General features: G+C 67.9%; 23 protein-coding genes. 13 read left to right on the forward strand and 10 right to left on the reverse strand.

Annotated features, from left to right (window positions below):
- Nucleotides 1-2: 2 nt before the first annotated feature.
- From FA702_RS10995 to FA702_RS11010, 4 genes are read right to left on the reverse strand one after another with little or no spacing between them, the layout of a single operon-like run.
- On the reverse strand, nucleotides 3-887 hold the full coding sequence (locus FA702_RS10995; RefSeq protein ID WP_136956182.1) for a phosphodiesterase: 885 nt from the start codon (nucleotides 885-887) through the stop codon (nucleotides 3-5).
- Between the two features lie 24 nt (nucleotides 888-911).
- On the reverse strand, nucleotides 912-2,810 hold the full coding sequence (locus tag FA702_RS11000) for a cytochrome c3 family protein (RefSeq protein ID WP_136956183.1): 1,899 nt from the start codon (nucleotides 2,808-2,810) through the stop codon (nucleotides 912-914).
- Between the two features lie 8 nt (nucleotides 2,811-2,818).
- On the reverse strand, nucleotides 2,819-3,736 hold the full coding sequence (locus tag FA702_RS11005) for a hypothetical protein (protein ID WP_125954312.1): 918 nt from the start codon (nucleotides 3,734-3,736) through the stop codon (nucleotides 2,819-2,821).
- Between the two features lie 2 nt (nucleotides 3,737-3,738).
- Nucleotides 3,739-6,267, reverse strand: a complete 2,529-nt coding sequence (locus FA702_RS11010; RefSeq protein ID WP_255504807.1) for a cyclic nucleotide-binding domain-containing protein — start codon at nucleotides 6,265-6,267, stop codon at nucleotides 3,739-3,741.
- A 323-nt stretch (nucleotides 6,268-6,590) separates the two neighbouring features.
- Between FA702_RS11010 and FA702_RS11015 the strand changes: the two genes are divergently transcribed.
- The 4 genes from FA702_RS11015 to FA702_RS11030 all read left to right on the forward strand — a co-directional run bounded on the left by FA702_RS11015 (nucleotide 6,591) and on the right by FA702_RS11030 (nucleotide 10,016).
- Nucleotides 6,591-7,610, forward strand: coding sequence for a tetratricopeptide repeat protein (locus FA702_RS11015; RefSeq protein WP_255504532.1), 1,020 nt, complete (start codon nucleotides 6,591-6,593; stop codon nucleotides 7,608-7,610).
- 189 nt (nucleotides 7,611-7,799) lie between these two features.
- On the forward strand, nucleotides 7,800-8,501 hold the full coding sequence (ctrA, locus tag FA702_RS11020) for a response regulator transcription factor CtrA (RefSeq protein WP_124810097.1): 702 nt from the start codon (nucleotides 7,800-7,802) through the stop codon (nucleotides 8,499-8,501).
- A 164-nt stretch (nucleotides 8,502-8,665) separates the two neighbouring features.
- On the forward strand, nucleotides 8,666-9,391 hold the full coding sequence (locus tag FA702_RS11025; protein WP_136956185.1) for a tRNA (guanosine(46)-N(7))-methyltransferase TrmB: 726 nt from the start codon (nucleotides 8,666-8,668) through the stop codon (nucleotides 9,389-9,391).
- A gap of 97 nt (nucleotides 9,392-9,488) precedes the next feature.
- Complete coding sequence (locus FA702_RS11030) at nucleotides 9,489-10,016, forward strand: hypothetical protein (RefSeq protein ID WP_136956186.1); 528 nt, start codon at nucleotides 9,489-9,491, stop codon at nucleotides 10,014-10,016.
- A 27-nt stretch (nucleotides 10,017-10,043) separates the two neighbouring features.
- Here the strand turns inward: FA702_RS11030 and FA702_RS11035 are convergent, their stop codons facing one another.
- From FA702_RS11035 to FA702_RS11045, 3 genes are all read right to left on the reverse strand, one after another.
- Nucleotides 10,044-11,804 (reverse strand): long-chain fatty acid--CoA ligase, encoded by a 1,761-nt coding sequence (locus FA702_RS11035; protein ID WP_136957365.1) that lies wholly within the window; start codon nucleotides 11,802-11,804, stop codon nucleotides 10,044-10,046.
- A gap of 167 nt (nucleotides 11,805-11,971) precedes the next feature.
- The gene (ggt, locus tag FA702_RS11040) at nucleotides 11,972-13,732 is read right to left on the reverse strand and encodes a gamma-glutamyltransferase (RefSeq protein ID WP_136956187.1); all 1,761 of its coding nucleotides are present in this window, start codon (nucleotides 13,730-13,732) and stop codon (nucleotides 11,972-11,974) included.
- Between the two features lie 19 nt (nucleotides 13,733-13,751).
- Nucleotides 13,752-14,786 carry a quinone-dependent dihydroorotate dehydrogenase gene (locus FA702_RS11045; RefSeq protein ID WP_136956188.1) on the reverse strand — a complete coding sequence of 345 codons (1,035 nt, stop codon included), beginning with the start codon at nucleotides 14,784-14,786 and terminating at the stop codon, nucleotides 13,752-13,754.
- A gap of 419 nt (nucleotides 14,787-15,205) precedes the next feature.
- Here FA702_RS11045 and FA702_RS11050 point away from each other — a divergent pair, with 419 nt between their 5' ends.
- The 9 genes from FA702_RS11050 to FA702_RS11090 are packed head-to-tail and all read left to right on the forward strand — an operon-like array spanning nucleotide 15,206 to nucleotide 21,680.
- The gene (locus tag FA702_RS11050) at nucleotides 15,206-15,637 is read left to right on the forward strand and encodes an SUF system Fe-S cluster assembly regulator (RefSeq protein WP_136956189.1); all 432 of its coding nucleotides are present in this window, start codon (nucleotides 15,206-15,208) and stop codon (nucleotides 15,635-15,637) included.
- The gene (gene sufB, locus FA702_RS11055; protein ID WP_136956190.1) at nucleotides 15,634-17,130 is read left to right on the forward strand and encodes a Fe-S cluster assembly protein SufB; all 1,497 of its coding nucleotides are present in this window, start codon (nucleotides 15,634-15,636) and stop codon (nucleotides 17,128-17,130) included. The genes FA702_RS11050 and sufB overlap by 4 nt, the downstream gene beginning before the upstream one ends.
- Nucleotides 17,127-17,630 (forward strand): DUF559 domain-containing protein, encoded by a 504-nt coding sequence (locus FA702_RS11060; protein ID WP_125954307.1) that lies wholly within the window; start codon nucleotides 17,127-17,129, stop codon nucleotides 17,628-17,630. The genes sufB and FA702_RS11060 overlap by 4 nt, the downstream gene beginning before the upstream one ends.
- A 2-nt stretch (nucleotides 17,631-17,632) precedes the next feature.
- A complete protein-coding gene (gene sufC / locus FA702_RS11065) occupies nucleotides 17,633-18,376 on the forward strand; it encodes a Fe-S cluster assembly ATPase SufC (protein WP_124810088.1) in 744 nt (247 codons plus the stop codon).
- Nucleotides 18,373-19,113, forward strand: a complete 741-nt coding sequence (locus FA702_RS11070; RefSeq protein WP_210417532.1) for a SufD family Fe-S cluster assembly protein — start codon at nucleotides 18,373-18,375, stop codon at nucleotides 19,111-19,113. Before sufC ends, FA702_RS11070 begins: the two co-directional genes overlap by 4 nt.
- Complete coding sequence (locus tag FA702_RS11075; protein ID WP_136956191.1) at nucleotides 19,110-20,321, forward strand: cysteine desulfurase; 1,212 nt, start codon at nucleotides 19,110-19,112, stop codon at nucleotides 20,319-20,321. Before FA702_RS11070 ends, FA702_RS11075 begins: the two co-directional genes overlap by 4 nt.
- On the forward strand, nucleotides 20,318-20,809 hold the full coding sequence (locus FA702_RS11080; protein ID WP_136956192.1) for an SUF system Fe-S cluster assembly protein: 492 nt from the start codon (nucleotides 20,318-20,320) through the stop codon (nucleotides 20,807-20,809). The genes FA702_RS11075 and FA702_RS11080 overlap by 4 nt, the downstream gene beginning before the upstream one ends.
- The gene (locus tag FA702_RS11085) at nucleotides 20,809-21,321 is read left to right on the forward strand and encodes a GNAT family N-acetyltransferase (protein WP_136956193.1); all 513 of its coding nucleotides are present in this window, start codon (nucleotides 20,809-20,811) and stop codon (nucleotides 21,319-21,321) included. Before FA702_RS11080 ends, FA702_RS11085 begins: the two co-directional genes overlap by 1 nt.
- A complete protein-coding gene (locus FA702_RS11090) occupies nucleotides 21,318-21,680 on the forward strand; it encodes an iron-sulfur cluster assembly accessory protein (protein WP_124810085.1) in 363 nt (120 codons plus the stop codon). Before FA702_RS11085 ends, FA702_RS11090 begins: the two co-directional genes overlap by 4 nt.
- Before the next feature lie 9 nt (nucleotides 21,681-21,689).
- Here FA702_RS11090 and FA702_RS11095 read toward each other — a convergent pair whose 3' ends face one another.
- From FA702_RS11095 to FA702_RS11105, 3 genes are read right to left on the reverse strand one after another with little or no spacing between them, the layout of a single operon-like run.
- Entirely contained in the window at nucleotides 21,690-22,370 is a 681-nt protein-coding gene (locus FA702_RS11095; RefSeq protein WP_136956194.1) for an NnrU family protein, read from the reverse strand.
- 35 nt (nucleotides 22,371-22,405) lie between these two features.
- Entirely contained in the window at nucleotides 22,406-23,773 is a 1,368-nt protein-coding gene (locus FA702_RS11100) for an amidohydrolase family protein (RefSeq protein ID WP_136956195.1), read from the reverse strand.
- On the reverse strand, nucleotides 23,770-25,170 hold the full coding sequence (locus FA702_RS11105) for an amidohydrolase (protein WP_255504533.1): 1,401 nt from the start codon (nucleotides 25,168-25,170) through the stop codon (nucleotides 23,770-23,772). The genes FA702_RS11100 and FA702_RS11105 overlap by 4 nt, the downstream gene beginning before the upstream one ends.
- Nucleotides 25,171-25,189 lie beyond the last annotated feature (19 nt).

Genomic DNA, 25,189 nt, shown 5'->3' on the forward strand with positions numbered 1-25,189 from the left:
GGTTATTCCGCCGCTGCCATCCCGGTTCCCGCCAGACCAGCGTCCGGGCGCTCGGCCAGCATGTGCTGGATCATCTGCTGGAGATTGGCGTCATAGCGCGCCAGCACCAGCCGGTCCTCGGCCGTGTCCCAATGCGTCACCAGTTCGCGGCCGTTCCACCAGTGCAGCGCGTAGGCCGGTGGATCGGCGACGATCAGGTTGCGCTGATCGGGCACGTCGGGATCGATCGGCCGCAAGTCGAGCGCGACCTGTGGCGCCGTGGACGGGCAGGTGGCCACGATCACTTGCTCCCATCGTGTCGCGCTGGCGCGATGGATGTGGCCGCAGACCAGCCCCGTCACGTTGTCGCGCCCGCGCAGGCAGGACGCCAGCCGTTCCACCCACGGCTCGGCCGCATCGGTGTTCATCCACGGGATGCCGGCCTCGATCGGGGGATGGTGCTGCACGATCAGCGTGGGCGTGGCCGTGTCCTCGTCCAGCCGCGCGGCAAGCCATGCCGCGCGCTCCTCGCAGAATGCGCCGCCATGCCGCCCCTCTTCCAGCGTATCGAGCACGATCAGCCGCAGCACGGGGCTGTCGATCACGTATTGCAGATAGTCCCCGGTGAACGGCGCGTGCGGAAAGACCTCGCGAAATGACGCGCGCTCGTCGTGGTTGCCCAGCGCGAAATGCACCGGAAACGGCAGCCCGGACAGCGCCTCGCGCAGCCGTTCGTAGCTCTCCCGGTCACCGCGATCGACGAGATCGCCGGTCGCGAGCAGCAGATCGGGGCGCGGGTCCATGTCCAGCAAGGCCTGGACCGTGCGGTCCAGCCGCAGCCGGTTGAATTCGTCCGGCGTGTCCGGCTCGAACCCCAGGTGAATGTCCGTGATCTGTGCGATCAGCATCGCCCCGCGCTCCCCCAAGCCCGCTTACTTCAGGGATGCCGGCCCCCACTGCCGGGGCCGGTCGGCCACGGCGGTGTGAATCGGATCCTGCGGACGCTTCCTGTCCCGTTCGCCCTTCGGCTGCCACGGCGCCCCGCTATCCATGTGATAGGAATGGCACATCGCGCAGCCGGAATCGACCGGGTCCTTGACCTTGACCGAAGCCAGGTGTGTTCCCCCCTCGCCCACGTGGCAGCTGCGGCAGCCGCCGGGGCCGTCCATCCCGGGAACGAGCAGGTCGGAAGCGTCGTTCGATTGCGGCGCGCGGGTGTGGCACGCCACGCAATCGGTCTTGCGGTGATCCTTGTGATCGAACCAGCCGGTGTTGTAGTAGCGCCCGTTCTGCGCCACCGGCTGGACCGCGAAGCCATCGGTCGCCGCCGTGCCGCCGCGCGTCACGGTATGGCAGTCATAGCACATGCCGCCCTTGGAAAAGACCTGTGCGATCGCCTGGTCGGCGCGGGTGGGATAGAACCGCACCGCGCGGGCATAGTCCGCCGCGCTCGCGCGCAGCGCCGCATCGCCGGGCACCCGGCGGGCAAGCCCCGAAAGGTTCGCCGGCCGCGCCGGCGCGGTGCCGCGATAGAACGCGCGCAGGTCCGCAACCACCATCGCCGGTTCGCCATGGCGCAGCGACCGGAAGGTGCCGCCCACTTCGTCGAAATTCAGCGAATGGCAGCTCTGGCAGGCCTCTTCCATCACCACCGGCTTGAACCGCGCGCCGCCCGAATCGGTCTTGTGGCAATCCTGGCAACCCAGGCCCTCGTTGCCGGCGAAGCGGCCGGGCCGGCGGCGCACCATCTGCGCCACGCCGTTCACCTTCGACAGATGCTGGGCGTGCGTGAATTTGAGGCCGTTCGGCTCGCGCAGGGTCGGGCTCCACACCGCGCGTTGCAGCAGCGGTTTCGCACCGTTCATGCCGACGATCACCGTCGGCCTGAACTGCGGGTGCGCCGTTCCGAAATCGGCGGCATCGGCGATCTTCGTGTCGGTCAAGCGCGTCTTCAGCCCATCGTGGCAGTCGGTACAGAACTGCTGCCGGGTGGCCGGCATAGCACCGGCCCCCTCGTGTTCGGTGTGACAATCCACACAACGGCCGGCGGGACGGTTGAAAGCGGTCGCCACCGCGCGCTGGAACGCGGCGAAACCGTGCGGTTCGCCGCGCGCGCGCACCAGCCGCGCCGCATCGGGGATGTGCTGGTGCGCATCCTGCGTGTGGCAGGTGAGGCAGGCATTGTCGCGAACCGCCACGAACGCCTTGACGTGGCAGGCCTGGCAATCGTTCTCGAGATTCTTGTGCGCGAGGCTGAGATGGCCGGAAGACCACGCCTTGTCGGCATGGAAGCCGGCGGGGCGGCGATCGTCCTTGTGCAGCGCCAGCGGCTTGTACGTGGCATAGCTCCAGATCGGAAAGGCTAGGAACGCCACCAGGATCAGGATCGCGAAAGTCCAGGCCGACATGCGCTTGCCCGGTAGCAGGCCTTTCAGCGTGTAGGCGCTGCCGAGATCGACATCCTCGGCCGATTCGGAAAGCGCTTCCACCCGCCGCACCGAAAAGACCGGCAACCCGCTGTCCGCATCGCGCGAAAGCTGGATGCGGTGGCCGCCGAAGCCCAGTTCGGCGCCGGTGGCGATGTCCAGTTCGCGCCGGTTGACGCTGCGGCCGTTGACGTCGAACGGCTGGTCGCCGATCGATTCGATCATCAGCCGCTGGTCATCGATCCGCGTGACCCGCGCATGGCGCGGATCGACGGCAAGATCGGGCAGGTGGATGCCGCAGGCCGCGTCGCGGCCGATGGTCAGTTCATCGCCGTCCACGCGGGAGCCGCGAACGATCTCCTCGCCGCTGGACTTGAGCGCGATCTGGCGGATCAGGAAGCTCATGGAGGCGCTCACCAGTAGAAGAAGACGCTGACGATATGCGCGGAAAGCGCGGCGAGCAGCGCGAAGGTGACGGGAACGTGGACGTAGAGCCAGGCCTGCAGCCAGGTCTTCAGGCGCAAGTGCTTGCGCAACCGCCCCAGCATGGCCTCCTTGCGCGTGAGCAGCGCGTCCACCTTGTCCAGCGGATCATCGGCGGTGCGCGCGCGGTAGGCCCGCATCCGGCGCAGTTCCGCCGCCGCCGCGCGCGTGGCGTCGCGGGCGTAGCGACCGGTCACGCGATTCCAGAAGGAGCCCGCGAAGGGGTTCTCCTCCAGGCTGCTGTTGACCAGCGCCGCCGCCTGCGGATCGAGCGGCTGCGCCGCATCGTGAATCTGCCGGTCGAGCGACCGCAGCGCTTCCACCATCTGCTTCTCGGTGATCGCGCCTTCCTCGTCATAGCGGTTGTCCGACAGCGCGCTGGGCAGCGTGGCATAGACCCAGATGCCGAACAGGCCCGACAGGATCACCAGCATCATCAGCGCCCACGCCAGCGTGTGCACGTTCCAGCCGAAGTGGAAGCCCGAATGCAGCGTGCCCACCACGATCAGGCACAGCCCGAGATAGACATGCGCCGAGGTCCACGCGCGCAGCGACCAGCGGCCCGGCGTGATCGCGCGCTTGCGCACGCCCAGCAGCGTCAGCCACAGGATCAGCAGCGCGCCCAGCGTGCCGAGCGTGTAGCCCAGCCAGCTCGATCCGAAATGCTGCCCCGGCAGCGGCACGAACACGTACAGCGCGATCAGCACCACCGCGAGCAGCGCGGATATCTTGAGCCACCGTCCGTTGCGATAGCGCAGGAAGCCTTCGTGCGTGCTGGTCCGGTCGCGGCTGGTGCGCGGACGGCGAACCTTGCCGGCCTTTTCCGGCCCCTGGGCAACGCTTGCCATGGTCAGGCCTCCTCGTTCTCGAGCCGGGCGACGGTCAGGAACTCGTCGGGCGAGACGCGGATCGCCGCGCCGGTGGGGCAGGCCCGCACGCAGCTGGGTCCGCCGTCGATCCCGGCGCACATGTCGCACTTGATCGCCTTCTTGCGGTCGAGCAGTTCGTCCACCGCCGGATCGCCGGTGTACTTGGTGTGCTTCTTCGACCACTTGTAGGAAGGCTCGCCCGGCCCGGGGCCGCTGCCGAAGAACAGCCACGACCATAGCGAAGGCTTCTTCGGCGGCACCTTCTCCATGCGGATCACGCCATAGGGGCAATTGCGCTGGCAGTTGCCGCAGCCGATGCAGGTATCGTTGATCGAGACCTCGCCATCCGGCCCGCGCTGGATCGCGTTGGGCGGGCAATCGGCCATGCAGTGCGGATGCTCGCAGTGCCGGCAACTGGTCGGCACGTGCAGGTGGGCAAAGCTGCGCCCCGCCTCGCGATCCAGCCGCGACAGGCCGTCATGGCTGTCGGCGCAGGCCTTTTCGCAATTGTCGCAGCCCACGCACAGCGTCTCGTCGATCAGCAGCACGTCGGTCGCCTCGCCCAGCCCCTGGCTGACGAGGAACTTGGCCTGCTCCGAATAGAGGTCGACCACGCCCGAAAAGCTGTCCTTGCGCGATTCGATGAAGGCGTTGGTCTTGCGGCGGCCTTCCATGTCCTTGCGCGCGCGCTCCAGCAGCGCCGGCCTGGCCGCCAGCACGCGGGCGAAGGCATCGCCATCGATGCGGATCACTTCGGACTTGATCGCCGCGCGCACCGTCGCCGTGCGCTGGCCGCCATCGATCAGCGCCATCTCGCCGACGTAGGAGCCGGCCGGAAGGTAGGACAGGAACACCGGCTTGCCGCCGACTTCCTTCTCCACGATCATCGATCCCACGCGGATGACGAAGACATCGCGATCCTCGTCGCCCTCGCTGATGATCGGCTTGCCCGCCGGCACCTGTTCGATCCGCGCGGTTTCCACCACTTCGCGGATATCGTCGGGCGTCAGCCCCGATCCGAACATCTGCAGGATCTGCCGCTCGGTAGAAATACGCTCGATCGCGCGCCGCGCGGTCGGCACCTGGCTTTGCAGCTTGAGCGCGGCGTTGCGGCTGATCTCGACGCAGATCGTGTCTTCCGCCGCCACGATCGTCGCGCCGCGCCGCCGGCCGGAAATGAGGCCGACCTCGCCGAAGATCGTGCCTTCGGGAATGGGCACGACCCGCGAGGGATCGTTCGGGTCGATGCGGACGTGGACCGATCCCGAAGCGATCGCGAACAGCGAGGACCCCGGATCGTTCTTCTCGAAGATGACCTCGCCCTTGCGATAGGCGCGCGCATCCGAATCGAGCATGAATTCGCGCAACTGCAGCGTGGTCATGCCTTCCAGGATGGTGATCCGGGTGCGCAGGAACTCCAGCCATTCGGTGACCGACCGGTTGCCCGGCAGATTGCGGAACCGCGCTTCCAGCAGCGGTTCGTCCGCCGGCTTCAGCGCGGTGTTGCCGTTGATGAACTCGATGACGTCATAGCCCTGGTTCATGCAGTGCTTTATCAGCGGATAGCCCGCCAGCGCGCCGATCACGAAGATGCCGGGCGCGGTCGATTCGAACTGGGGCGAAAGCGTGGGGAAGGCCAGCCGGTCGGCGCTGGCGAACGCGATGCCGCAGCCTTCGACGAAGGCGCGCGGCGGGGCGGAGCCGATGCGCGCGATGATCCGGTCGCAGCGGATCTTCTCCTCGCCATCGCGCGTGGACAGGGTGATCCAGCCCGGTTCGACCGACTTGGTTTCCGTTTCGTAGCGGATCGTCAGCCGGCCGGCCGCATCGTCCTCCACCAGCGCCTTGGCGTTCGGCTCCTTGGCGGTGGGGAAGCTTTCGCGCACGTTGGTCGATTTGGGCGCGCGGTTAAGCACGGTGACGACATTGCCCTGCGCCGCATCCTCGACCAGGCCGCGCGCGTTCTCGATCCCCGCGTCGCCGGTGCCGATCACCACGACGTGCTCGTCGAGAATCGCGTAGGGATCGTCGAGCTGGTAGGTCACGTGCGGCAGGTCCGAGCCGGGGCAGCGCAGCAGGTTGGGATTGCCCTGCGTGCCGATCGCCAGCACCACGTTCTCGGCCAGCACCGTCTCCCCGCTGGTCAGCTCGATCGCATAGGGCGGGGCATGGCGCTGCAGCTCGGTGGTCGTGGTGGAGCCGTCCCGCGCGCGCGAAACGATCGTGTGCACCGAACCGGGGATAGCCTCGCCCGTGCCGCGAATCGCCTTCACGTCGGCGTTGTATTTCACGTTCACGCCAAGCTCGGTGGTCCGCCGGTTCCACTTGTCGAGGATGTCCTCCTTCTTGCCGGCGTCGAACTCCTGGTCGGAACGCAGGATCAGCTGCGATGGCGTGGCCATCACGTGCTTGCCCTTCTGGTACTTGAAGATCGTGTCGGACAGATGGTCCGACTTTTCGAGCAGCACATGCTTCAGCCCGAGCTGCGCGGCGCGGCTGGCCGCGCTCATGCCCGCCGGGCCGGAGCCGATGATCGCAACTTTGAAGACTTCGCTCACCGGTGTGCGTCCCCCGCAACACGAAAGCGGACCTCTGCGGGTTCCTGCTTTCCATCAACCGATTTGCGACCCCTGTTCGCGCGGACATTAGCGGATGAACCGGGCTTTGCCACCCGCAAATTCGCGCTGCCGCACACAAGGGGGCGGACACGGGCGCGTGCAAGGACATGCAAGGCCCCCGGTCGGGGAACCCGCCCTCGCCGCGCGCCGCCTTGCAACATGGTGCGCGAGCGCGATATGCGGTTGCAGCGCAAGAACGCCGCAAGGAGATTTCGATGACCGAGGCCGAGCAGTCTCCTTCCGCAAGTCCCGCCCTCGAAAGCCCGGCTCCGCAGGCCGCGGGCGGGGCGGGCTGGTTGGGCAGGGTGCTTCTCGCGGGCGCGGCGGTCATGGCCATCGCGGCGGCGGGCGTCGCCATCTATCGCGGGCAGAAGCAGGAGACCGCGGTGGTCGCGCCGGCGACGGCCGATGCCAGCCAGGCGCCTTCGGTCGACGATGTGATCGCCAAGCTCGAGGCCAAGCTGAAGGCCGATCCGGAAAATGCCGAAGGCTGGCGCATGCTGGGCTGGTCCTATTTCCAGACCGAACGCTATGCCGAAGCCGCGACCGCGCTGAAGAAGGCGACCCGGCTCGATCCCGATCACGCAGAAACCTTCTCCTTCCTGGGCGAGGCGCTGGTGCTGGCGAGCGACAGCGAGGGGCGGATACCCCCCGATGCGCAGGCCGCATTCGACCGCGCGCTGCAACTCGATCCCAAGGATGCGCGGGCGCGCTACTTCAAGGCGGTGGCGATGGACCTTTCGGGCCAGCACCGCCGCGCGATCGACATGTGGTTCGACCTGCTGGCGGATACCCCGTCCGACGCGCCCTATGCGGACGATATCCGCGACGTGATCCGCAACGTGGGCCAGAAGTACAAGATCGACGTGGACAAGCGGCTGGCCGAAGCGCGCTTCGCCGCGCCGGCGGCCGGCATGGTTACCGACGGTGCGCAAAAGGCGGCCTCCGGCATTCCCGGCCCGACGGGCGACGAAATGAAGGCCGCCGCCGGCCTGCCCAAGGGGCAGCAGGAGGCGATGGTGCGCGGCATGGTCGACGGGCTGGAGGCGAAGCTCGCGCAGAATCCCGGCAATCCCGATGGCTGGATCATGCTGATGCGCAGCCGCATGCAGCTGGGCGAACCGGGCAAGGCCGGCAAGGCGCTGCAGGATGGCCTGGCCGCGTTCCGCAACGATCAGGCGACCAGCCGCCGGCTGCGCGAGGCCGCCGCCACCCTGGCGGTTCCCGGCGCCTGACCGCCGGCGGCGGTTTCCGCCCGCCCCATGGTTCCCAGCGCCTGTTGAAAACCCGCGCGACTCGCCGCGATTGCGGCATTTACGCGAAATTAACCTTTAATGTTCATTGGTCCTATGGTTAATGTCGGACAAGAGCGTTTGACGAGGGATTAACGCTGCCATCCTGTTATGGCGAGAAGGGGCGGTTGTATGCGTGTGCTGCTGATCGAGGACGAGCCGACCACGGCCAAGGCCATCGAGCTGATGCTTTCGGCCGAAGGTTTCAACGTCTATTCAACCGATCTCGGGGAAGAAGGCCTCGATCTCGGCAAGCTCTATGATTACGATATCATCCTTCTGGACCTCAACCTGCCGGACATGCACGGCTACGATGTCCTCAAGAAGCTGCGCGTCGCCAAGGTGCAGACGCCGGTTCTCATTCTCTCCGGCATTTCGGAAATGGATTCGAAGGTGCGCAGCTTCGGCTTCGGCGCCGACGACTACGTGACCAAGCCTTTCCACCGCGAGGAACTGATCGCCCGCATCCACGCGGTCGTGCGCCGTTCCAAGGGCCATTCGCAATCGGTCATCCGCACCGGCAAGCTTTCGGTCAACCTCGATGCCAAGACGGTGGAGGTCGATAACGCGCGCGTGCACCTGACCGGCAAGGAATACGCGATGCTTGAGCTGCTCTCGCTGCGCAAGGGCACCACGCTGACCAAGGAAATGTTCCTGAACCACCTTTACGGTGGCATGGACGAGCCGGAGCTCAAGATCATCGACGTGTTCATCTGCAAGCTGCGCAAGAAGCTGGCGCACGCCTGCGGGGGTGACAACTACATCGAAACCGTCTGGGGCCGCGGCTATGTGCTGCGCGATCCGGACGACAAGCTGGACGTCGAAGCCGCCTGATTTTCCGGGCTGATTTTCCGCCCACATTTCCCGCAACGTCTGTTCCTGACGAAAGCGGTCCGCTCCGGGGGGTGCGGGCCGCTTTTCGTTTGCGGGCTCCCTCTCCCCAACCCGGCACCGGTCTGCTAGGCGCGCCGCTTTATCGACCAGCAGGCCTCCGTTTCATGACCGCGCACAAGTCCGGCGATCCCACCACGCTCAACCGCCTCTACGGCCGCGCCAAGGGCAAGCCCCTGCGCCAGGGCCAGCAGGCGCTGGTCGATACGCTGCTGCCGCAAATCGCGGTGCCGGCGGACGGCCCGGTCACCGCCGAACGCCTGTTCGGGCACGATTGCACGCTCCATTTCGAAATCGGCTTCGGCGGCGGCGAGCACATGGCCGCGCGGGCCGACATGCTGCCCGATCACGGCTTCATCGGGGCCGAACCGTTCCTCAATGGCGTGGCGCAGGCGCTCACGCACCTTGACGGCGACGGCGGCCGGCACCCGCCCATTCCCAACGTGCGCATCCATCACGGCGATGCGCTGGAGGTGCTGGCGCGCATTCCCGACGGTTCGCTGTCGTTCCTCTACCTGCTCCACCCCGATCCCTGGCCCAAGGCGCGCCACGCCAAGCGGCGGATGATGAACGACGGCCCGCTGCGCCTGTTCGCGGCCAAGCTGAAACCGGGCGGCGAGTTCCGCTTCGGCACGGACCACGCGATCTACCTGCGCCATGCCCTGATGGTGATGCGCCGCCATCGCGATGCGTTCGAATGGCTGTGCGAGAAACCGGCGCAGTTCCAGAAGCGCCCCAGCGGTTGGCCGGAAACGCGCTACGAGGCCAAGGCGCGCAACGTCTACGGCCACGAGGTCTGGTATTTCCGCTATCGCCGCCGTCAAGAAGGCTGAGGCGACAGGGTTAACCTCAAAATAACCAAGCATGGCGCATGATCCAGCATGCCGGTCCCCCCGGAGTCGCAGGGGACACCAAGGCAGGAGTTGGTTCATGTCGAACGCCGACACCGCTACGCTGATCCTGACCGAGATGCGCGAATTCGCGAGCTTCTCGGCCGCCGAACAACGCTATATCCGGCGCAGTCTGGATGTCGGCCTCGGCCGGCAGGATGCGTTCCGCCTGTGGGCGCGCAGCGGCGAGGAAACCGCCTCGATCCGCGCGCAGTACGTGATCTATCAGGATCTCAAGACGCTGCGCACGGTCCTGCCCGAAGGCCCCGGCCCCGATGGGCTCGAAAGCTTCATGGGCAAGCTGATGCGCGTGACCGCGTTCGATCTGGGGCAGGAACGGCTCAGCTGCTTCTCGGCCTATCGCTTCCTCTACGAACGCCTGCTGGGCGCCGAAGTGCGGCCGTGGCTGCCGGGCGCGTTCTGCGGTGCCGCGGCGCTGCCGCAGATCCGGCCGGAACGGCGCAAGGGCCTGCTCCAGTCGATCAGCGAAGCCGCCGCCACCGCGCCGGGCTGGTCGCCCCGCGCGCCGAAGTTCTATCCCGAATTCGTGGAACTCGAAGCGGCCTGATAACGGACTGCCTGAAAAACAGCCCCTTTATGCCTTGTAGAGCGCATCGATCCGCGCGCCGTACCGCTCGCGGATCTTGTGCCGCCGGATCTTGAGGCTGGGCGTCATCTCGCCGTTGTCGATGCTGAACGCCTCGTCCGCGAACGCGAACTGGCGGACCTTCTCGATCACCGACAAATCCCGGTTCACCCGGTCCACCGCTTCGCGAATCGCGTTGCGGAAGGCTGGCAGGTCCTGCAACGTCGCCATATCGAACTTCTCGTCCTGGTCCCGCGCCCATTCGACCGCCCATTCCGCATCGGGCACGATCAGGCCGACCAGATAGGGCCGCTTGTCGCCCGAAACCATCGCCTGCGCGATTTCGGGCTGGAGCGTCAGCATCCCCTCCACCTTCTGCGGGGAGACGTTGTCGCCCTTGTCGTTGACGATCATGTCCTTCTTGCGGTCGGTGATGACGATCCGGCCGTTGGCGTCGAGATGGCCGATGTCGCCGGTGTGCAGCCAGCCATCCTGGATCGCCCGTGCGGTTTCCGCCGGGTTGTGCCAGTAGCCGTGCATCACCAATTCGCCGCGCACGAGGATTTCGCCGTCCTCCGCGATGCGGACTTCCACGCCCTTCATCGGCGGGCCGACGGTGTCCATCTTGATGCCCGCCGCGGGGCGGTTGCACGAGATCACCGGCCCGGCCTCGGTCTGGCCATAGCCTTGCAGCATGGTCAGGCCCATCGCCTCGAAGAACACGCCGACATCGGGATTGAGCGGCGCCCCGCCCGAAACCATCGCCTTGATGCGACCGCCAAAGCGCAGGCGGATCTTGGGGCGCAGGCTCTTCTCCAGCAGGAAATCCATCGGCCGGTCCAGCAACCGGGGGCGGCCCCGCGCCTGGCGCTCACCGATCGCCAGCGCCCGGCCCATCAGGTAGTTGGCCACGCGGCCCTGCTTTTCCACCTGCTTCATGATGCGCGTGCGCAGCACTTCGAACAGCCGCGGCACCACGACCATCAGAGTGGGACGCACTTCCTCGATATTGCTCGCCAGCTTTTCCAGCCCTTCGGCATAGAAGATCTGCGCGCCCATGCCGATCGGCAGGTACTGGCCACCGGTGTGCTCGTAAGCATGGCTGAGCGGCAGGAACGACAGGAACACTTCCTCGTCCCAGCCGAAATCGTTGGCCAGGATATGCGCCGCGCCATCCACATTGCACAGGATCGCGCCGTGGTGCTGCACCACCCCGCGCGGCGCGCCGCCGGTGCCGCTGGTATAGATGATGCAGGCAGTGTCCGCGCGCCCGATGCCGGCGATGCGCGCCTCCACCGCCGCGCGGGCCGCCGCCACATCCCCCGCCAGCAGCGCGTCCCAGTCGTGGAACGTCAGCGTGCCCGATTGCGCCTGCCGCAGCGGCTCGATGCCGATGACGTGTTCGGCGCAGGGCGCGCGCAGCGCCGCCGCCAGCAGCGGCCGCGCCAGCTTGGCGTTGGAAACGATGATCGCGCGCGCGCCGGAATTCTCCAGGATGTGCAGGTGATCGCGCTCGGTATTGGTGATGTAGGTCGGCACGGTGACCAGCCCGGCGGCCATGATCGCCAGATCGGCCAGGCACCATTCGGGCCGGTTTTCCGACACCAGCGCCACCCGGTCGCCATCCTTCAGGCCCAGCCCGCGCAGGGCCTCCGCCATCAGGCAGACCCGGTCCGCCGCCTCGCGCCAGGTGATCGCCCGCCACGCGCCATCGTGCTTGGCCGAGAGGAACGGCCCATCGCCCCGCACACGCGCGCGGTCGAAGAACATCGCGACCAGGTTCGGGAATTGTTCGAAATCGCTGAGTTGCACGTCCGGTCCTCTGCCCCACCCGCGCGCCGGCCTCTGCTCCGCCGTTCGCGCAGGGGAAAGTCCTAAAGAAGCCGCGCCGCTACGGCAACCTTGCGCGGGCGGGCGCGCCGATCAGAAAGCGCCGTTCAGGGGGCTACCGCCGCGCCTTCGCTGCGCGGGTCGGCGGCGCCGCGCCAGCGATCGCCGACGCGTTCGATCGCGTTGGCCTTGAACGAGGCCTCGCGCGCGATGACCTGCCGGTGGCCCAGCGCCACGAGCGCCGGGATCATCGCTTCCTGCGCGGAGCCCTTTTCCACGAACACCACGTCGCCGCCGGGCGCGAAGATCACCGGCAGCGCGATCGCCTCGCGCGCGGGCAGGCCCCAGTCGAGCACGCCGATGATCGCCTTGGCGACCTGGGCCGGGATCGTCGCCCCGCCGGCCGCGCCGATCGCCAGCCGCAACTGGCCGTCGGGGCCGTAGATCAGCGTCGGCGCCATCGAGCTGCGCGGCCGCTTGCCCGCTTCCACCCGGTTGGCCGTGGGCACGCCATTGCGATCGGGCACGATGTTGAAGTCGGTCAGCTCGTTGTTGAGATAATAGCCGCCGACCATCAGGCCCGAGCCGAACGGGCTTTCGATCGTGGAGGTATAGCTGGCGGCGTTGCCCCAGCGGTCCACCGCGACGAAATGGGTAGTGCCGTGCTCTTCCTGCGGGCGTGCGGGCGCGAAAGCGGTGCGGACGCCCGGCGGCGTCCCCGCCACGACCGACGGCAGCGAGCCCTTGTCCGAAATCAGCGCGGATCGTGTCGCCAGATAGGCAGGATCGGTCAGACCCGCGACCGGCACGCTGACGAAATCGCTGTCCCCCAGGTAGCGGTCGCGATCGGCATAGGCCAGCCGTTCGGATTCGGCGATCAGATGCCACGAGACCGGATTGTCCGGCCCCAGCGCCTTGAGATCGAAGCGTTCGAGCTGCTTGAGAATGGCATAGACCGTTGTCGCGCCCGACGACGGCGGCCCCATCCCGCAGACGCGGTAGCCACGGTAATCGCCGCACACCGGCGCGCGTCCCTTCGCCTGATAGCCGGCGAGGTCCGCCGTGGTCAGCGGCGCGGGATTGCGCGGCGCGGTGCCGACCTTGGCGGCCACGGTCGCGGCATTGTCGCCGGCATAAAAGCTGTCGGCCCCCTGCGCCGCGATCTTCTCCAGCGTTTCGGCCAGCGCCGGATTGCGGATCACCGTGCCCGCGGGCAGCGGCTGCCCGTCCGCCCCGTAGTAGATGGCGCGGGCCTGCGGATCGAGCGCGCCGGTGCGGGGGAAGCGGCTCAGCATGGCGTAGAGGCGCGGCGTCACGACGAAGCCATCGCGCGCCAGCCGGATCGCCGGCTGGAACAGCGCGCGCCACGCCAGCTTGCCGTGGTGCGCGTGCGCCAGCGCGGCCAGGCGCAGGTTGCCCGGCACGCCCACGCTGCGCCCTCCCGGAATCGCCTCGACGATCGGCAGTGGCTGCCCGTTGACATAGAACCACTGCGGGCCGGCGGCCTTGGGCGCGGTTTCGCGGCCGTCCACCGTCTCGACCTTGCCCGCCGCGTCGCCCAGCACCAGGAAGCCACCGCCGCCGATGCCCGAGCTTTGCGGTTCGACCACGGTCAGCGCCAGCATCGTGGCGATCGCGGCGTCGGTGGCGGTTCCGCCCAGCCGCAGCATGTCCACGCCCGCTTCGGCCGCACGCGGATCGGCGGCGGAAACCAGCCCCTTCTCGCCCACCGGCACGCCGTCCGCGGGAACGGGAACCGGCGCGGCCTGCGGCGTGGTGGAGGCCATCTGGCCCATCGGGGCGCAGGCGGGCGTGAGCAGAAGCGCTGCAAGCAGCGCGCGACCGGGTATCTTCCCAGGCATCTTCATCGATAGCATGGCCGCAAGGCTATTCGGTCCCGACGGCCTCCGCAATGCTCGTCATGCCCTCTTCCCGCACGCGCTTCGCCAGGCCCGACACGATCGCGCGCGCAAGGCCCGGTCCCTCATAGACCATGGCGCTGTATATCTGGACCAGGCTGGCGCCCGCGCGAATGCGCTCCCACGCATCCTCGGCGCTGGCGATCCCGCCCACGCCGATCAGCGGTATGGCCCCGCCGCTCGCCTTGCGGAACTCGCGCAGGCGTTCGAGCGCCATCTGCCGCAGCGGCTCGCCCGAAAGCCCGCCCGCTTCACCGGCATGGACCGACCGCAGCGAGGCCGGCCGCTCGATCGTGGTGTTCGACACGATCAGCGCATCGAGCCGCTTGTCCAGCGCGATGCGGCAGATCGCATCGACATCGGCCCGCTGGAGATCGGGGGCAAGCTTCAGGAACACCGGCGTCGCCAGCGCGCCGCGCGCCTCGATCACCGCGTCCAGCAGCTCGGCCAGCGCGCCTTCGTCCTGCAGCGCGCGCAGCCCCGGCGTGTTGGGCGAACTGATGTTGACGGTGAGATAGGTCGCCAGCGGGGTCATCGTCCGCGTCATCGCCGCATAGTCGGCAATGCGGTCCGCCGAATCCTTGTTGGCGCCGATGTTGACGCCCACGATCCCCGGCTTGCCCAGGCGCGCACGCAACCGCGCGGCGACCGCAACCGCTCCGTCGTTGTTGAAGCCCATGCGGTTGATGACTGCCCGGTCCTCCACCAGCCGGAACAGCCGGGGGGCGGGGTTCCCCGCCTGCGGACGCGGCGTTACCGTGCCGATCTCGGCAAAGCCCAGGCCCAGGCGCAGCACCGCGTCGGGCACTTGCGCGTTCTTGTCGAACCCGGGCGCCATGCCCACCGGGTTCGGAAAGACGATGCCCGCCACACGCTGCGTCAGCGCGGGTTCGGGCGCCAGCCGCCGGGCGAGCGGCGCGGCGCCGAGCGCCATCAGGGTAAGCCGGTGGGCCTGTTCAGCCGGTACGCGGAACAGCAGGGGTCGCAGCAGTCGATAAAGCATGAAACGGGAAGTCCGCATCCGGATCGGGGAAGAAGTTCCGTCCTATTGCGTCTGCTGTGTCCCAAGCCAAGTGCGATTGCTGCCATCGTGCATCGATATTTCATATAACTATCGGCATTTTTTCAACCTGTTGCGCCGCCGCAACCGTTTTTGTCGAATCCGTACAATTACCGACTCGACCGATCCCATAGACAAACCCCGCGACCCGAAGGGCTCGGTGCAGTGATGTATCGGGTTCTCGACTTTACGGCGGCCGATGCCCTTCGGGGTGCGGCCGCCTTTTTTTCGCTTTTTCGCAATCCCGCGTCGCGGAGGTGTGCAACGCCGCTGCCCCGCCTTGCGCTTGCGGGGAGCCGCGCCTAGATAACCGGAACGATTCGGTCTGATTTGCAGCCCGCGTTTCCGGAGACACCGAGGCGATGCGTCTTTCCAGCATGGCGGACTACGCCGTGGTCACGATGACCGCCGCCGCGCGCCATTGCGGCGGGGCGCGGATCAGCGCGCAGCAACTGGCCGAGGAAACCGGCCTTCCCGCCCCCACCGTGCAGAAGCTGGTCAGCAAGCTTTCGGCCGCCGGCCTGCTCAAGTCGGTGCGCGGCGCGCGCGGCGGGCTGAAGCTGGCCCGCCCGGCCGCCGCGATCACGCTGGCCGATATCATCGAGGCCGTGGAAGGCCCGATCGCGCTCGCCCCCTGCAGCACGCCGGTCCGCCAGGACTGCACCTGCTCGCTCGAGAAGGACTGCACCGTCCGCCCGCACTGGCCCGTCGTGGATGCGGCGCTGCGCGGCGCGCTCTCGGCCGTCCCACTCACCCAGTTTGCCCGCCCCGTCGCGGCGGAGGCTACCGCATGACCGAAGAAACCCAGGTACAGGACACCCCAGAAAGGGACCAGGCTGCGCGCGACGCGGCGAAGAAGCTCGAAACCTACGAGTGGGGCTTCACGTCCGACATCGAGCAGGAATTCGCGCCCAAGGGCCTGTCCGAAGAAACCGTCCGTTTCATCTCCGCCAAGAAGCAGGAGCCGGAATGGATGCTCGAATGGCGGCTGAAGGCCTATCGCCACTGGCTGACGATGGAGGCGCCGGACTGGGCGAAGCTCAACGTGCCGCCGATCGACTACCAGGACGCCTATTACTACGCCGCGCCCAAGAAGAAGGACGGGCCGAAATCGCTGGACGAGGTCGATCCCGAAATCCTGCGCGTCTATGAAAAGCTGGGCATCCCGCTGGAGGAGCAGAAAGTGCTCGCCGGCGTGGAAGGCGCGCGCAAGATCGCGGTCGATGCCGTGTTCGACAGCGTTTCGGTCGCCACCACGTTCCGCAAGGAACTGGAAGAGGCCGGCGTGATCTTCCGCTCGATCAGCGAGGCGATCCGCGAATACCCCGATCTGGTGAAGCGCTGGCTGGGCAAGGTCGTGCCGATGCACGACAACTACTTCGCCGCGCTCAACTGCGCGGTCTTTTCCGACGGCACCTTCGTCTATATCCCCGAAGGCGTGCGCTGCCCGATGGAGCTGTCCACCTATTTCCGCATCAACGCGGAGAATACCGGCCAGTTCGAACGCACCCTGATCGTGGCGGACAAGGGCGCCTACGTCTCGTACCTCGAAGGCTGCACCGCGCCCCAGCGCGACGAGAACCAGCTGCACGCCGCCGTGGTCGAACTGGTCGCGCTCGACGATGCCGAGATCAAGTATTCGACCGTGCAGAACTGGTATCCCGGCGATGCGCAGGGCAAGGGCGGCATCTACAACTTCGTGACCAAGCGCGCGCTGTGCCAGGGCGCGCGGTCCAAGGTTTCGTGGACCCAGGTGGAAACCGGATCGGCGATCACCTGGAAGTACCCCTCGTGCGTGCTGAACGGCGAGGATTCGGTGGGCGAGTTCTACTCGGTCGCCGTCACCAACAATTTCCAGCAGGCCGATACCGGCACCAAGATGATCCACAACGGCAAGGGATCGCGCTCGACCATCGTGTCGAAGGGCATTTCCGCCGGCCGGTCGAACAACACCTATCGTGGCCTGGTGCGCGTGGCCCCGCAGGCCGATGGCGTGCGCAACTTCACCCAGTGCGATTCGCTGCTGCTCGGCGGTGAATGCGGCGCGCATACCGTGCCCTATATCGAGGTGCGCAACCCCGGCGCGACGATCGAGCACGAGGCGACCACCAGCAAGATCAGCGACGACCAGCTGTTCTACGCGATGCAGCGCGGGCTGGATCAGGAAAGCGCCGTGGCCCTGATCGTCAACGGCTTCGCGCGCGAGGTGCTGCAGCAACTGCCGATGGAATTCGCGGTAGAAGCGCAAAAGCTGCTGGGTATCAGCCTGGAAGGATCAGTCGGTTGAAGAAGACGCTTACCCTCAAGCCGGTCGAGGAGCGGGCCGACGCGCCCAAGCTCCAGAAAAAGGGGCGTGGCTGGAACATCGCCGAATCGCGGCTTGATACGCTGCATGACGCCGCGCGCGAGATGCGCCGGTCGCCCACCCCGGCGCAGGCCGCGCTGGCGGCGGAGCTGGCCAAGGCCGACCTCGGGCGGTACCGCTTCAAGCGCTATGCGGTGATCGGATCGGCCATCGTCGATTTCGCCTGCCAGCCGCTCAAGCTGGTGGTCGCGCTCGACGAAGGCACGAACCCGCCCGAGATCGAGCGCCGCCGCGACCGCAGCCTGGGCGAAGTGGGCATCAAGGTGATCCGCTATCCCGCCGCCGACGTGCTGGCCGATCCCGAAGGGGCCGCCCGCGCCGTGCTCGCCGAAATGAAGGCCCGCTGGCACGAACAGCGCGCCTCGTCCCGCCCGAACCAGAACCGTCACCGGCAAGGCGCCGCGCGCGGATACCAGAGATAAGCATGCTCCAGATCGATAACCTTTCCAACGAAATCGCCGGCAAGGCCATTCTCAAGGGCCTGTCGCTGACCGTGAACGCGGGCGAGATCCACGCGATCATGGGGCCGAACGGCGCGGGCAAGTCCACGCTGGCCTATACGCTGGGCGGACGGCCCGGCTACGAGGTCACCGGCGGCTCGGTCGCGTTCGAAGGCGCCGACCTGCTGGCCATGGAGCCGCACGAGCGCGCGGCGGCGGGGCTGTTCCTCGGCTTCCAGTATCCGGTCGAGATTCCCGGCGTATCCAACGTCCAGTTCCTGCGCGAGGCGCTGAACGCGCAGCGCAAGGGCCGGGGCGAAGCGCCGCTTTCGGGCGGGGAATTCCTGAAGCTCGCCAAGGAAAAGGCCGGCCTGCTGCGCATGGACATGGACATGCTCAAGCGCCCGGTGAACGTCGGCTTTTCGGGCGGCGAGAAGAAGCGCGCCGAGATGGTGCAGATGGGGATTCTCGATCCCCGGCTGGCGATTCTGGACGAAACCGATTCGGGCCTCGACATCGATGCCCTGCGCATCTGCGGCGAAGGCATCAACGCGATCATGCGCAAGCCCGACAAGGCGGTGCTGCTGATCACGCACTACCAGCGCCTGCTCGATTACGTGAAGCCGGACTTCGTGCATGTGCTGGCCGGCGGACGCATCGTGAAGTCGGGCGGCCCCGAACTGGCGCTCGAACTCGAACAGCATGGTTACGAGGCGGTGGCGGCGTGAACGCGGCCGCCCTGCCCCTGCCCACCCGCAAGGACGAGGGCTATCGCTACGCCGATCTGGCCGCGCTGGAAACGGTGTGGCCGGCGGCGGTGCAAGTCGTCCGCGTGCCCGCCGGGGAAAGCGCCGCCCTGTCGCTCATCGCCGACGGCAACGGCCCCGAAGCCCATGAAATCGCGATCACGCTGGAAGACGGCGCGGTGTTCGATCTGCGCCTGCTCAACGCCGGCGCTGCCTATGGCCGCATCGGCGTGACCGTCACGCTGGGCAAGGGCGCGGACTTCACGCTGGGCGCGGCGCAGCTGGGTGGCGGCGCGCAGACGCTCGAAGTGGTGACCGAAGTGACACACGCCGAACCCGACGCGCAGAGCCGCCAGATCGTGCGTTCGGTGCTGGGCGGCCATGCCACCGGCACCTATCTCGGCCGCGTCGCCGTGGCGCGCGGCGCGATCGGCACCGATGCCGAACAGTCGGTCCGCGCCATGCTGCTCGACCGCACCGCGACCGCCAACGCGCGGCCGGAACTCGAAATTTTCGCCGACGACGTGAAATGCGCGCACGGCTGCGCGGTGGGCGAGCTTGACGCGCAGGGCCTGTTCTACCTGCAATCGCGCGGGCTTCCCCCGGCGGAAGCGAAGAAGCTGATGCTGCAGGCGTTCATCGCCGAAGCCTTCGTCGGCGCGGCCGACGAGGACGCGCTGACGCAAGCCGCGCTCAAGGCGCTGGAGGGGCTGCTGTGACGACGGCAACGCTTACCCGGCCGGTCGAATGGCCCGGCCTGCGCAATCCGGACGGCAGCCGCTGGCACTATCTCGATACCGCCGCCACCGCGCAGAAGCCGCAGACCGTGATCGACGCGGTGACGCGCGCGATGGGCGCGGACTACGCCACCGTCCACCGCGGGGTCTATACCCGTTCGGCCGAGATGACGCTGGCGTTCGAGGCCGCGCGGCGCAAGGTCGCCGGCCTGCTGGGCGGCGACGAGGGCGAGATCGTGTTCACCCGTGGCGCGACCGAGGCGATCAACCTTGTCGCGCAGACCTGGGGGCAGGCCAATCTCAAGGCCGGCGATCGCATCCTGCTGTCGGTGCTGGAGCACCATTCCAACATCGTGCCCTGGCAGCTGCTGCGCGAACGGACCGGCGTGGAAATCGACGTCTGCCCGCTGACGCCGGACGGGCGCATCGATCTGGAAGCGGCCGAACGCATCCTCACGCCCGCGCACAAGCTCGTCGCCTTCGCGCATGTTTCCAACGTGCTCGGTTCGATGCTTCCCGTGGAACAGGCGGTGAAGCTGGCCCGCGCTGTCGGCGCGAAGATCCTGCTCGATGGCTGCCAGGCCGTCGCGCGCCTCGCGGTGGACGTGAAGGCGCTCGGCTGCGATTTCTACGTGTGCTCGGCGCACAAGCTCTATGGACCGACGGGCATCGGCGCGCTGTGGGCCAGGACCGACCTCCTCGACGCCATGCCGCCGTGGCAGGGCGGCGGCTCGATGATCGACCGGGTGACCTTCGCCAGGACGACTTACGCCCCCGCCCCGCAGCGCTTCGAGGCGGGCACGCCCGCGATCGTCGAGGCGATCGGCTTCGGCGCGGCGGTCGATTTCGTGCAAGGCATCGGGCTGGAGGCGATCCACGCCCACGAGGCCGCGCTGGTGGCGCGGGCGCGTGGCGAACTCTCGCGGCTCAATTCGGTGCGCCTGTTCGGCCCGGAGGACAGCGCCGGCATCGTCAGCTTCGCGCTGGAAGGCGTGCACCCGCACGATCTTGGCACGATCCTGGACGAGGAAGGCGTGGCGATCCGCGCCGGGCACCATTGCGCGCAGCCGCTGATGGACCATCTTGGCGTTCCCGCTACGGCCCGCGCCAGCTTCGGCATCTACAGCGATGAAAGCGATATCGCCGCGCTGGTGCGCGGCATCGAACGGACGATGAGGATTTTCGGATGACGAACGGTGAGGAACCCAGGTTCACCGTGGAAGAAGTCGAAGATGTGGCCGCGCCGCGCCGCGCCCGCGTGGACGACATTCCCGAACCGCCTGAAACGCCCGCCGAGAAGCTGGAGCGCAAGCGCGACTATCTCGAGGGCTTCCTGGCCGAAAAGCCGCAGGGCGTGAGCGCGGGCGAGCCGGGTGGCGAAACCTACGAGGCGGTGATCGACGCGCTGCGCGAGATCTTCGACCCCGAAATCCCGGTCAACATCTATGACCTGGGGCTGATCTACGGCGTGGACGTGACCGCCGACGGCCATGCGACCGTGACGATGACGCTGACCACGCCGCATTGCCCGGTCGCCGAATCGATGCCCGGCGAAGTCGAACTGCGCGTGGGCGCGGTGCCCGGCGTGCGCGAGGCCGAGGTGAACCTCGTCTGGGACCCGCCGTGGGACCCGCAGAAGATGAGCGACGAAGCCAAGCTCGAACTGGGCATGCTGTGATGGCCACGGCGGCGACCACGCTTGCAGACGGCCTGACAGTGACGCGCGCCGACTATGGCAACGCGGCCGACGCCGCTGCCGTGGTGACGCTGCTGGATGCCTATGCCCGCGATCCGATGGGCGGCGGCGCACCGCTGGCCGATGACGTTAAGGCGCGGCTGGTCGATGGCCTCGCCGGCCATCCCGGCGCCTTTTCGCTGATCGCGCGGATCGATGGCCAGCCGGTGGGTCTCAGCAACTGCTTCACCGGCTATTCCACGTTCGCGGCGCGCCCGCTGGTCAACATTCACGACATGGTGGTGCTGCCCGGCCATCGCGGCCACGGCATCGCCCGCGCCATGTTCGCCGCGATCGAGGACGAAGCGCGCGCGATCGGCGCGTGCAAGGTCACGCTCGAAGTGTTGAGCGGCAATGAACGCGCCAAGGCGGTCTATGCAGCGCTTGGCTATGGCGACTACACGCTCGATCCCGAGGCCGGACACGCCCTGTTCTGGCAGAAGAGGCTGACATGACGACAACCACGACCACCCGCCGACCCCGGCCCGCCGCCGTCCTGCTGACGCCGTCGGCCGAAGCGCGGATCGCCACGCTGATGCAGGCGGCGCCCGAAGGCGCGATCGGGGTGAAGCTCTCCACCCCGCGCCGGGGCTGCTCGGGCCTTGCCTATTCGGTGGACTACGTGAACGAGGCCAGCGGCTTCGACGAACGGATCGAAACGCCGGGCGGCACCTTCTTCATCGATGGCGCATCGGTGCTCTACCTCGTCGGCAGCACGATGGACTGGGTGGAAGACGATTTCCAGGCCGGGTTCGTGTTCCAGAACCCCAATGCCAAGGGCACGTGCGGCTGCGGCGAGAGCTTCACGATCTGATTCTTCCGGTCACGACCACCAGCGCCACAGGCCGGCGGGGATGCCCGACAGCCACAGGTGGAGCCAGGTCACCCCGATCCACGCGGCAAGGCCCGCGAGCCAGAACCAGCCGAGATCGGCCAGCCGCCCCACATGCGGCCAGTACGCGGTACGGCCGCACCAGGCGCGCCAGGCATCGGCGTGCAGCGCCAGCTTCTTGCGATCCTGCATATGCGCGCCGACCAGCGCCAGCAGCGCCATCGCTCCCGCCAGCACGATAACCCGCGCGCTGGGCGCCACGATCACGTGGGCCACCGCCCACAGCGCAATGCCCATCATCATCGGATGGCGCGTCACGCGGAACACGCCGCGCGCCTCGCGGGTCGCCAAGCCTGCCATCGACGCCTCGGGCATGGCCGGGTTGCCGACGAGCGAGGCCAGCAGCAGCGCCATCGCCAGCACCGTCAGCACGCTGGCCACCAGCCATGGCGTGTCGGCCCATCCGTTCCACAGCAGCGGCCCCGGCGTCGCGGCGCGAAAGGCCACGATCACCCAGCCCAGCGTGGCGAAGGCGACCAGCGAATAGACCCCGGCAAAGCCCCGTTCCCCCAGCGCCCCGACCAGCGGCGCGCGCAAGGGGTGCGACAAGAGGAAATGGGTGCCGACAAACGCTGTCGACGCCGCCACGAGCATCAAGACCGAAGCATCCATGTTCGTTCTCCCTCCCGCGCGGCGGTCCGCCGCGTCTATTGATAGGCCTTGGGCAAGCTCCCTTCCTGCGGGTGCCGATAGCGGTCGCGCAGCCGCGTCTGGTGATTGACCAGCGATTGGGCCACGCCGTCCACGTAAACCGCGACCACGCCGGACGTAACCTCCAGCGGATCGCCGTCCCACACAACCACGTCCGCCGCCCGGCCGGGCGTCAGGCTGCCAAAGTGATCGCCTTCCCCGATGATCTCGGCCGGGACCGAGGTGATCGCCGCCAGCGCCTCGCCCCAGGTCAGCCCGGTGGCGCCGGGCACGCGCGCCACGCCCACGAGGTTGCCGGCATACTGCGGGGCGTAGCGCGGCTGCTCCCCGTCATAGAAATTGCCGATGGCGACCTTCACCCCCGCCTTCTTCATCCGCCCGACGTTCGACTGCGTGGCGGCCAACGTCTCGAACCGGCCGGGCAGGTCGGTCAGCGCGGTGGCAATCACCGGCACCCGCGCGGCGGCCAGTTCGCCCGCCACGCGCCAGCCTTCGGCCGCGCCGACCACGACCAGGCGCAGCGCCGGAAATTCCCGCTTCAGCGCCAGCGTGGCGCGAATGTCGGCGGCGCGGTCGACATGCACGTAAAGCGGCTGCCGACCGGTAACCACCGGCACCAGCGCCGCCGCATCGAAGCGCGTCAGCAGCGTGTCGGTCGCCTGCCCCTGCACGGACGAAACCATGCGTGGATCGCCGCCCGCCACGCCGGGGGCCGACAGCCCGGCGCGCCGTTCCAGCTCGCGCGCTTCGCGCAGCGCGTTGCGCAGCAGCGCCTGCGCCGCCACGCGGCTGCCGCCGGCCAGGCTGGCCCCGCGCTCGCCCAGTTCGACATACTGAAACGCCCGCGCGTGCGTCACCGGATCGGCGGTCGCGGCCAGATCGATCACCGCGCCCTGGCCCGCAAAGATCGCGTTGCCGGCCACCGGCGCCACCGCCGCGCGCGTCACCCCGCCCGTGCGCGATACCGCCACCGGCGGTGCATCGGGGTCGATCGCTACCGAGACATCGAGCGCCGCGTTGAACACCGCCTTGTCGGCATCGTCGTCGTTGCTTTCCGAAACCGCGCCGACATCGACCAGGCCAAGATCGGTTACCGCGATCACCAGCCCGGGCGTGACCCACTTGCCGCCGGCGTCGATCACCCGCACGCCAGCCGGCACGGCCACGCCGGCGCCCGCCGCCACGATCTTGCCGCCGCGCGCCACGACCACGCCGTTCTCGATCGGCGCGCTTCCGTCGCCCACCGCGACGCGGGCGTTGACGATCGCCCAATCCGCCGGTGCCTGCGTCTGCGCCAATGCCGGCATGGCAACCGTGGCGGCCAGCAGCGCCACCGCGCCGCGCCTGATCCTGCGGGCGATCATTTCACGTCTCCCTCGCCGGGCAGGCCCAGTTCGAAATCGGACACCGGCCGACGCTTGGGATCGAGCGCGTCGTACAGCAGCGCCCCATCCACCCAGACCTTTTCCGGCCGTGCATAGACCGACAGCGGATTGCCGTTCCACAGCACCACGTCACCCATCTTGCCAGCGGCGAGGCTGCCGGTCTTCGCGTCGATGCCCAGCGCCTTGGCGGGATTAAGCGTGAACCAGCGGACCACCTGTTCGTCGGGAATTGCGATGCCGATCCGCCGGCCATCGCCCTGCGCCTTGGCCGCTTCCTGATTCAGCCGCTGGATGCCGTAATCGTCGTCCGAATGGATGATGACGCAGACGCCGGCATCCTGCAGCAATGCGGCGTTTTCGGGAATGCCGTCGAACGCTTCCATCTTGAAGCCCCACCAGTCCGCCCAGACCGCCGCGCAGATGTCGTTCTGCTTCAGCAGATCGCCGATCTTGTACGCCTCCACCGCGTGGTGGAACGCACTGACCTTGTAGCCGAACTCCCGGGCCATATCGATCACGAAGGCCATCTCGTCGGCGCGGTAGCAGTGGTTCTGCACCAGGATCTTGCCGGCCAGCACGTCGGCGAGCGTCTCCATGCCGAGATCGCGCTCCTCCAGCTTGCCGGCATCGCGCTTGCGCTTGTATTCGGCGGCCTTGATCCACGTCTGGCGATCGACCGCGAAGTTGCCCATCCGCGTCGAGGGCATCTGCCCTTTCGCGCCATAGACCCGCTTGGGATTCTCGCCGCAAGCCATCTTCATGCCGTAGGGCGCATCCGGAAACTTCATGCCCTGCACCGTACGCGATGGCACGTTCTTGAGCACGACCGAGCGCCCGCCGATCAGGTTGGCCGATCCCGGCAGGATCTGCAGCGTGGTGACCCCGCCGTTGGCCAGCGCGCGCGAAAAGCCGGGGTCCTGCGGCCAGACGCTGTGTTCGGCCCAGACCTGCGGCGTGGTCGGGCTGGTCATCTCGTTGCCGTCCTGGTGGGCATCGACCCCGGGGCTGGGATAGACGCCCAGGTGGCTGTGAATGTCGATCACGCCCGGCGTCACGAACTTGCCCGTGCCATCGATCCGGCGATAGGTGGCCGGCACCGCCAGCGCGGCATCGCCGATCGCCTGGACCTTGCCATCGGCGACCAGCACGGTGCCGTTGTCGATCCGCCCGCCGGCGCCGTCGAACACCGTCGCGCCGACGATGGCGACCGGCTCGCCCGGATAGGCGCGATAGGTGGAGGGGTAGGGATTTTCATTCCAGGCGGACGCGGGCGCGGTCTTCTCGTCCTTCGCTTTCGCCAGCCCGGCGCTCGTACCCAAGGGCAATGCCAGCGCCAGCGCCAGGCCTGCCAGGACGTGCCCTGCCGTTCTTCCCATTCGCCGCATCATGCGTTTC

The organism is Novosphingobium sp. EMRT-2 (assembly GCF_005145025.1).
In the GTDB taxonomy this organism is placed as follows: Bacteria; Pseudomonadota; Alphaproteobacteria; order Sphingomonadales; family Sphingomonadaceae; genus Novosphingobium.